Here is an 8,919-nt window from a genome sequence, read left to right as displayed (position 1 = left end):
AAATCACTTCTTTCTTATTACCCATAGTGTGGTATAGTAATACGTGTTAAGCTTGTTTTTCAAGCAATTTTTACGAAATGGATGTGTTATTTAACATGAAGAAATGGTTTGTCGCTGCTGCCAGCGTCTTAATGACTCTCTCGTTAGCAGCCTGTGGTTCTAAGACCGTCGCTACTACGTCCGGTGGCAAGGTTACGGAAAGCGAGTACTACAGCAGTTTGAAGAAGACTTCATCCGGCAAGCAAGTGCTCCAGGAAATGATTTTAAACAAAATCCTGGAAAAGGAATACGGCGACAAGGTCACGGACAAGAAAGTCGATGCTGAATACAACAAGTACAAGAAGCAGTACGGCTCTTCATTTTCAACCGTTCTTGCGCAGAATAATTATACGAAATCTTCGTTCAAGAAGAACATTCGCTCTTCGCTTCTCTTGCACGAAGCTCTCGTAGCCAACACAAAGATTACTGACAAGATGCTTAAGGCACAGTGGAAGGAATACGAACCAAAGATTACGGTTGCGCATATCCTTGTTGCTAAAAAGTCCGATGCAGAAGCTGTCATCAATGAATTGAAGAAGGACGGCTCATACAAGAACTTTGCAAAACTTGCCAAGGAAAAGTCAACCGACACGGGAACAAAGAGCAACGGCGGCAAGTTGTCTGCATTTGACAATACAGATACATCACTTGATTCAACGTTCAAGAAAGCCGCTTTCAAGCTTAAGCAGGGTACGTTTACAACGGAACCGGTCAAGACGTCTTATGGCTATCACATCATTTATTCCGTGAAAAACCCTGGCAAGGGCAAGATGTCCGATCACAAGAAGGAACTTAAGGATCAAATCATCACTTCCAAGTCAAGTGATTCTTCATACATGCAGAAGATTCTTTCAAAGGAATTCAAGAACGGCAATGTCTCCATCAAGGATAACGACTTGAAGGATGTCTTGTCCGACTATGTTTCATCATCATCTTCCTCAAGCTCAAAATAAGCATGATTAAAATATCTCTCGACTGTTCGAGAGGTATTTTTTTACTTTGGGCGCCTTTGAGACAAAAACAAGCTCCCCTGTTTGAAGGGAGCTTGTCATTGAAATCATCCGCGATAGTCAAACGTCCACTTGATTGTAAAATACGGCATGTTAACCAGCTGGTAATCCTGCGGCAGGGACCTGAAAAATTCGTAGATTGCCGCTTCTCGCTCCGCGCCAAAGCCCATGCTCTCTAGTTCCCGCATTTTCTCAAGCGGCATTACCGTGTCAAAATTCAGTGCCTCGTCGTCCTCAGAGTTGAACACATAATCAAAAAATACGATGAAAAGCGTCCTTTTGTCCAGTTGTTTCAAAGCATCCAGTTCATCGTTATTATCTTTAATGCTGCCCGTCAAGACTCCGTATGCCCAGGTATCATCCTTCAAAGCCTTCCTCTGCTCCTCATTTTCCGCACCATACCATTTATTCCCCTGGATTAACCCACGTTCCAGAAAATCATAATCAACAATCCAAGCCGGGTAATCTTCCTCTTGTTTATTCAGCATTCGAAGCTTGTCATTTGTCTCATTAATCAGCTTTCTTACCTTGTCATCCATGGGAACCCCTTCTTTCTGCTATATCTTTAAGCATATCTTAAACCTTTTGAGTTCAGCTATCAATTCTTTGGCTCAAATTATTTTGCCATATGTTAAAATAAGGATGACAAAACTAATTCGGAGGATTTTCATGTCAGCTATTAAAATTATCGCGATTGACATCGATGCAACACTATTGAATTCTAACCATCAATTAACGGATGCCGTTAAAAATGCAATTAAAAAGGCTTCCCAAAAAGGCATCAAAGTTGTTTTAACAAGCGGTCGGCCCATTTCCGGCATCCGCCCTTTCCTCAGGCAGCTTGATTTGGATGACAGAGACGATCAATACGTCATCTCCTTTGGAGGCGGAGTAGTCGAAACAACTTCAGGCAAGATCATCGCCGCACGGTCGCTTTCATATGAGGATTACCTTGACCTGCAAAACATTGCGACAAAACTCGGACTGCATTTTCATGTCGAATCATCAGAACGGCTTTTTACCTCTGATCGAGATCTTGGAAAATACACGATTGTTGAGGGATACCTGGTCAATATTCCAGTTTGCTTCCGCTTGCCAGACGAGTTGCGCAATGAAAAGCTTATCAAGGCAATGTACATTGACGATCCGGAAAAAATTGAAGAGGCCGTTAAACACGAAGAACTCTTCAAGCCGCTTAACGACCGGATCACCTTTACGAGAAGCACGCCGATGTATTATGAAGCGAACCCGAAAGGCACAGACAAGGGCAGCGCCTTGCAGATTCTGATTGACAGACTTGGACTGACCAGGGAAAACGTCATGGCCATCGGTGATCAAGGCAACGATTTGTCCATGGTCAAATTTGCCGGAACTGGTATCGCAATGGGCAATGCCATCGACGAACTGAAGGAATGCGCACAACATGTGACAGCGGACTGCGATCATGACGGAGTCGCAGAAGCAATTGAAAAGTGGGCGCTTTAGGATATTTCAGCCATAACCAAAATATCAGGTTATGGCTTTTTATCTGCAAGGATTTCCTAACGATTCTGATTTATTTCGCAATCTTCACCATGGCTGCACCTAAATTTCATGATTTGTATATACTAAACAGCAGATATACTAATTATAATTGCAATAAACACCAATTAACCTCAGAAAGGATATTGCCTTTGAATTTACATAATCTAAAAAACTTCGTCATTGTTATGGTTGTTTCCTTAGCAGGCTCATGTTTTCTTTGCCTGATTTCAACATATAATTCTTTTTTTACTGAAAACACCATCAATAAATGCCTGCAGAATCATACGAACTTTCAAAACGTTTCGTCATACTTTAACAGTGCCATCGATGACTCTTTCAGCGGTATGAAAGTCAGCTATAACGACAGACAGGATTTATACTTCACTGACAGCGATACTCATAAATTATTGAAATACACCTCGCATAGCCTGTTCACGTCAGATCAGGGAAATTTCTTCGATCCCAGTATTTTTTCAATGACGGCCATCAAGAACTATAAAAAGTCAAAATTGTTCTCCAGGCAGAACCCTGTCGAACGTGAAATTTTCTATCAAAATTATGAAACGAACCTGTACTACGTCTTCGTAAAGAAATCAAACAAAGTCGAAAAAAACAAACTGTATGAACATTACAGGCACTACAAGAAGTTTTGGCTTGTTGCTACGTTAGGCACGCTCATGTTCTTTTGTACTTTTGGAATCTGGCTTCTTTACTTAAATACGCCCTGGATGTTCTTCAAATGTCTGAACATTTCGATAACGTTGTCAGGCGTTTTGACGATTTTGCTTGCTTACGCCATCAACACTTATTCTGACGAAATCATTGAAAGAAACATCAGTACGCAACTCACTAATTTATTTCACGGATATTTATCCGCAATCGACAACATTCTCTGGATTGCCGGATTCATCGTCTCGTTCTTTGGAATGTCGGTTGCCGTGTTGGCGTTAAAAGGATATCAATCAAAATATGATGATAAAGATAATAAATAATTAATCGGGTTGTTTTTTCACAATTATAACAATCTTTCGTCTATGATTCGTTGCGGTTATTTCTTTTTTGTTTTAAAATTGGTAATGATAACCGTAAAGGATGTTTGCAGATGACACAGAATAAAATAAAACGCAGATTGCACCTCATGCTCGAAATGTTAAAGAAACAGCCCAGCATCAAAGTTTCAACATTTGCCGACAAGTTCAACGTAACTCCAAAAACAGTACGCAATGATTTAAAGATACTCGAAGAAAAGGGATTGGTGATCAGGACCTTTGGATTTGCCAGTCTGGCACCTTCCGCAAAAAAACAGGTACTCGCAAAGGAAAAACAGACCTTGACGACCGCCGAATTGATTGCCAGAAAAGCAGTGGATCTTATCCCTGAAAGCGCACACTACATAGGATTGGACTGCGGTCCCTTTGTCAGTGAGGTTGCAAGACAAATTATCGATCTTCCATCGGTCAAGACAATCGTCACCGGATCAGTACCGGCAATCAACAATCTTGCTGATGGACATCATCAGCTGATTTGTCTGGGCGGTGTCCTTGATCCGATCAGCCATTGTTTTCAATGGTCGATTCACGATACGTTACTTGATCGAATCAACCTTGACGTCACTTTTTTTGAATCAAGCGGCGTCTTAAAGCATAATGGACTTTGTGCCAATAATTTTACTGATGCCGCGATGAAACATCAATTGATGAACCGCTCATCAATAAACGTCGCTTTAATTTCGCATGATCTGTTTGAAGTAACTTCCCTGGTAGAAATTGCTCCATGGAGTTCCTTCAACCATGTAATCACTGATTCAAAGACTCCTGAAGACATTATTGAGAAAATCAGATTGAAAACAGATTTGATTATTGTATAATAGTAATGTGCTTAAATATAAACATTGAATATAGTGCGTTTTTAAAACAAAATAAAATCATGTTTTTTATTATATTACTCCCAGAATAACAATAAAATACTCATAAATTCCTGTTATTTTAGATTCATGATAAATGAAAGGAACAACATATTAAAATGACTGAGTTGGAACACCGTTATGCGAAAATTTCGCTTTTAAAAGTCGGAATTGCAATCATCGGTTTTTTTCTCATAATGTCTGTTGCAGTAACGCGTTGCCTTTTCAATGAAAAAGGCATTATGGATATCGTGACCACAACTCCTTACCTATTGAAAGAGCAACAGTACTATAACCAGATAATCTGTGTTTCTGCCAAAGATGCCGGCTTTAATCAAGATGAAACCAACATGCTGATGATTGACCTTAGTCAAACGGACAATCTTGTTGCCAGAACAAGCGATAACGTCTTTTCCGGAAATTTAAAACTGCTTGATCCGGATGAGCTTTACCGCGAAAGCATCAAGAAATTATTGAGCAATCATTCAGAAAAAAGGCTTAAGTCTTCAAAAGTTCACGCATCGCTTAAAAAATACCGGAATAATTTGCATGAAAACATCCAGCAGCTAAATGAAAGCCATTCTTTGAAAAAAGCACTGACTGTTTTCTGGTTTTTGAAAAATAATATTAATTTTATCAATGCAGGCTTGATTCTCATTACCAGCCTTTTGATTATGATTTTGTGCGAACTGGAGGAACGCTCAAAACTATTGTTTACCATCGGTGTCATAACCATGGGAATTGCAGTAGCCCTGCTGATTATCGCAATTACGCTGTCGCTTACGAGCACTATTTTCGTTGAACAGAACATGGGCGGAGAAACGGCCGCCATCGTGGCAAGTTCTTTCAAATCCTTACGAACTTACTTATGGTTCAATATTTTCCTGTTATGCATCGTTGGCTTTTCTGCAATCCTGATCAGTGCAAAAGACGATGAATTCATGCATAAATAAGTCAAGCAGATGCAGCGTATCCAAGTACTTGAATATTATCTGAAATTTGAATAGTTCTTTTGGGCAACCATTCCCCTTCAAGCCAGGCGGGAGTGGTTGTCTTGTTTTGTCTTAGAATACTAACTTTACTAAAATTTGCGATTCTTTACTGAATTCTGTTATAATATATTTATCTATTACAGCGAGAGGTTTGATAGAAATGGCAACAATCAAAGATATTGCGGAACGCGCACAGGTTTCCCCCGCAACTGTTTCAAGAGTTCTTAACTACGATGAAACCATGTCCGTCAGTATTGAAACACGCAACCGGATTTTTCAAGTAGCAGAAGAACTGAATTACGTTAAATATAAATCAAAAAACCGGAAGAATAATTCCAAAGCATCCGAACCAACACACACAATCGCAATCATTCAATGGTATACCGAACAAGAAGAGATCAATGACCTTTATTATTATGCAATTCGCATCGGGATTGAAAAAAAAGCCCATCTTATGGGATGCGACGTAACCCGCATCTATCAGGACGAACCATTGGACAAGGCCAGCAGTGCTGACGGCGTCATCGCAATCGGCAAGTTTTCAGAAGAGCAGATTGAGGATATCATCAAAACGAACGATAACGTCATCTTTGTTGACAGCGATACGTTAAAATACGGATGCAGCTGCGTTCTTGCCGATTTTGCAGGCTCCGTCGATTCTGTCATTGATCATTTTCTTTCACATGGACAACGTAAAATTGGAATGCTTGTGGGCGAAGAGCATACCTCTGATCAAAAGAATTCATTAATCGATCCTCGTTTCAGGCAGTTCAAGCACCGGTTGTCAGAACTTAATCTATACAATCCCCAATATGTTTTTATCGGAAAATTTCTCCCTGAATCGGGGTATGAAATGATGAATCAGGCTATCGAAGAACTTGGCGAAAATCTTCCTCAGGCTTTTTTTGCAGCTAATGATGCGATTGCCCTGGGTGCCCTGCGATCGTTAAACGAACACAAAATCAGTATCCCGGACAGAGTCAGCATTATTTCATTTAATGACACTTCGCTTGCAAAATATGCCTTTCCTTCGCTTTCAGCAGTGAAAGTCTTTACTGAAGAAATGGGTGCAGCCGCAGCCAGAATGCTGGTCGACGGACTGAACGAAGAAATCAGCGTCCCTCAGATGGTAACGTTGGCCACTTGCCTGATTGAACGAGGCTCAAGCGTGAATTGAATCCAAACTAAAAAAGGTCATCAAAAATTACGATGACCTTTTAATGTGTCCTTTTTTACGTACAGAAAAACTCATAATTGAAATTCTGCATTTTCATTTACTCAATGCCCTTTTAAAACTTTTCAATAACGGTTCATCGTCCGTTTGAAGCATGAGTCTTGGATAAATCTGCGCGCACCATATAATTGAAAGGATAACGGTCGCCAAAAACAATGTTAACGAAACAGCGATTCCAATCGATCCAACGGTACCGTTAATAATTCTGAGGGGCATAAAAAACGCTGAAATGCCTGGGATATAGGACAAAACTGCAACAATGGCACTTTCAGGCTTCCCCTGAAAAGCCATTGAAGCTATGAAGCCGGCAATAATCAAGTACATCACCGGCTGAACTGCCTTATTTGAATCCTCAATTCTGACAACAAGGGATCCGCAAAGTGCGGCTAAAACCGTACAAAGGACAATCATCAGCAATACGTAGACTAAATTAATCGAAATGATATGCTTGAAAATGTTATTAATCAATTCATATGCTGTTCTAAACCAGGTTTCATCTCCCCAAAGTCTTGGAGCCAGGGCGTATATTACTCCACCGCCAACTGCATAGATTGAGATATGTAAGACAATGACCATCGTCAATCCAAGCATCTTGCCATAAAAATAATTCTTTGCAGGCATGCTTGAGAATAAAACTTCCATTATCTTCGTTCCCTTTTCGGAACCGATTTCCTGTGCAGTCGTTGATGAGTATGTTACCAAAATAAAATACATCACAAACAGCAAAATCATGTAGGCTGTTTTATTCGCAAACTTCTCCTGCTCTTTCTTATCAATCTGATTTTGCTTTGATGCCGAGTTCTTGACTTCAACAAAATTCGGCTGAACCTGAAGCTTATGAATCTGATTGCCGTTTAATTGAGCGGCAATGATATTCTGTGATGACTGAAGTCTTGCCAGGACGTTCATGATTCCGGCCTTGGACGTTTCGTCAATCGATTCTTTACCATGATATCTTGCTTCGTATCTGCCATTCTTCAATGACACACTGACGTATCCTGCGATTTTATCTTCAGTGAGGGCTTTCTTCGCCTTATCAGTACTTTCATATTTGACAGTGACGTCCGCTTGATTTTCAAATTGTTTTTGAAGATCCTTATTTGCTGCAACAACGGCAATCTCAGTAACGTCTCCTGCCATGTCTTCTGCATTGTCGGAACTGACCTTGCCTACCAAAAGTCCAAAGGCTATGACTAGAAACGGTGCCAGCACCATGATCAGAAAACTCCATGACCTTACCTGTCGCTTAAAAGTTTCCAAAAACACCAAAATAACCTTATTCATTTTTTCACCGGCCTTTTCCTTAAAAATCTCATCAAGCGTCGGCGGCTCATGATCAAATGTTCTGACATATGATCCATTTGAAATGAAATCAAATATTTCAGACCCGTATTTTTCATCTTCAATTTTCAATTCAACGCTGCCGTCTTTGAGCTCATCAGCTGAAAGGACGTGCGGCACTGCACGGAGCTCTTCTGTTGAGAGCGCGCACCTGACAATAATTCTTGTCAGGCCGTAACTGTCGCGAACCTGCTGAATCGGTCCGTTCAAAACGATTCTTCCGTCATTGATCATAACGACGTCATCGCATAACTCAGAAACGTGGCTCGTGGAATGATCGGAAAAGATAATCGTTGCGCCGCGCTTTTGCTCATCAAAAATAACTTTTTTCAAAATATCTGTATTCAACGGATCCAGTCCGCTGAAAGGCTCATCCAGAATAATGAAGTCAGGCTTATGAATCAAAGTCGCAATCAGCTGAACCTTTTGCTGATTGCCTTTAGACAAGCTCTTGATTTTGTCATTCGGTTTCCCGACAACGCCAAGTCGATCCATCCACTTAGGAAACTCCTCTTTGATGCTTTGACTGGTCATTCCCTTGAGTCTGGCCAGAAAACTCACTTGCTCATAGACCGTCAATTTGGGCATCAGACTGCGTTCCTCCGGAAGATATCCGATGCGATTATAAGTGTCTTCATTGATTTCCCTGCCGTCAAGTCTGATAAGACCGTCATACTTAATGAATTTTAAAATACAGTGAAATGTCGTGGTTTTTCCCGAACCGTTCTTTCCTATCAGGCCTGCAATTCGACCATTTTCTGCATTAAAGGTCACGTTCTTTAAAACATGCTTTTGTCCTAGTTGTTTATCTGCGAAATGCTTGTTTAAATCTGCGATTTCCAACGACATACTCCTACCCCCTTCTTACTTATATAC

General features: G+C 40.6%; 7 protein-coding genes and 2 pseudogenes. 6 read left to right on the top strand and 3 right to left on the bottom strand.

The genetic code is table 11. The features are described 5' to 3' along the window. Nucleotides 1-95 precede the first annotated feature (95 nt). Nucleotides 96-992, top strand: a complete 897-nt coding sequence (locus V7Z60_RS00575; protein ID WP_334115511.1) for a peptidylprolyl isomerase PrsA — start codon at nt 96-98, stop codon at nt 990-992. Between the two features lie 104 nt (nt 993-1,096). On the opposite strand, the gene V7Z60_RS00570 is transcribed toward V7Z60_RS00575, so the two are convergent. Beyond that, nucleotides 1,097-1,588 (bottom strand): hypothetical protein, encoded by a 492-nt coding sequence (locus tag V7Z60_RS00570; protein WP_334115510.1) that lies wholly within the window; start codon nt 1,586-1,588, stop codon nt 1,097-1,099. Between the two features lie 130 nt (nt 1,589-1,718). Here V7Z60_RS00570 and yidA point away from each other — a divergent pair, with 130 nt between their 5' ends. From yidA to V7Z60_RS00545, 5 genes are all read left to right on the top strand, one after another. After that, entirely contained in the window at nt 1,719-2,534 is an 816-nt protein-coding gene (gene yidA, locus V7Z60_RS00565; RefSeq protein WP_334115508.1) for a sugar-phosphatase, read from the top strand. A gap of 383 nt (nt 2,535-2,917) precedes the next feature. Then, a complete protein-coding gene (locus tag V7Z60_RS00560; protein ID WP_334115506.1) occupies nt 2,918-3,565 on the top strand; it encodes a hypothetical protein in 648 nt (215 codons plus the stop codon). Between the two features lie 110 nt (nt 3,566-3,675). Beyond that, the gene (locus V7Z60_RS00555) at nt 3,676-4,440 is read left to right on the top strand and encodes a DeoR/GlpR family DNA-binding transcription regulator (protein WP_334115505.1); all 765 of its coding nucleotides are present in this window, start codon (nt 3,676-3,678) and stop codon (nt 4,438-4,440) included. 155 nt (nt 4,441-4,595) lie between these two features. After that, the gene (locus tag V7Z60_RS00550; protein ID WP_334115504.1) at nt 4,596-5,429 is read left to right on the top strand and encodes a hypothetical protein; all 834 of its coding nucleotides are present in this window, start codon (nt 4,596-4,598) and stop codon (nt 5,427-5,429) included. Nucleotides 5,430-5,628: 199 nt separating this feature from the next. Beyond that, entirely contained in the window at nt 5,629-6,645 is a 1,017-nt protein-coding gene (locus V7Z60_RS00545) for a LacI family DNA-binding transcriptional regulator (RefSeq protein ID WP_334115502.1), read from the top strand. A gap of 93 nt (nt 6,646-6,738) precedes the next feature. Here the strand turns inward: V7Z60_RS00545 and V7Z60_RS00540 are convergent. After that, nucleotides 6,739-7,872, bottom strand: a pseudogene (locus V7Z60_RS00540) (ABC transporter permease); the annotation flags it as partial. Between the two features lie 111 nt (nt 7,873-7,983). Continuing rightward, nucleotides 7,984-8,892: pseudogene (locus V7Z60_RS00535) on the bottom strand (ABC transporter ATP-binding protein); the annotation flags it as partial. Nucleotides 8,893-8,919 lie beyond the last annotated feature (27 nt).

This window comes from Ligilactobacillus sp. (assembly GCF_036846325.1).
Classification (GTDB): Bacteria; Bacillota; Bacilli; order Lactobacillales; family Lactobacillaceae; genus Ligilactobacillus.
This window is presented reverse-complemented; position numbering and strand designations above follow the sequence as displayed.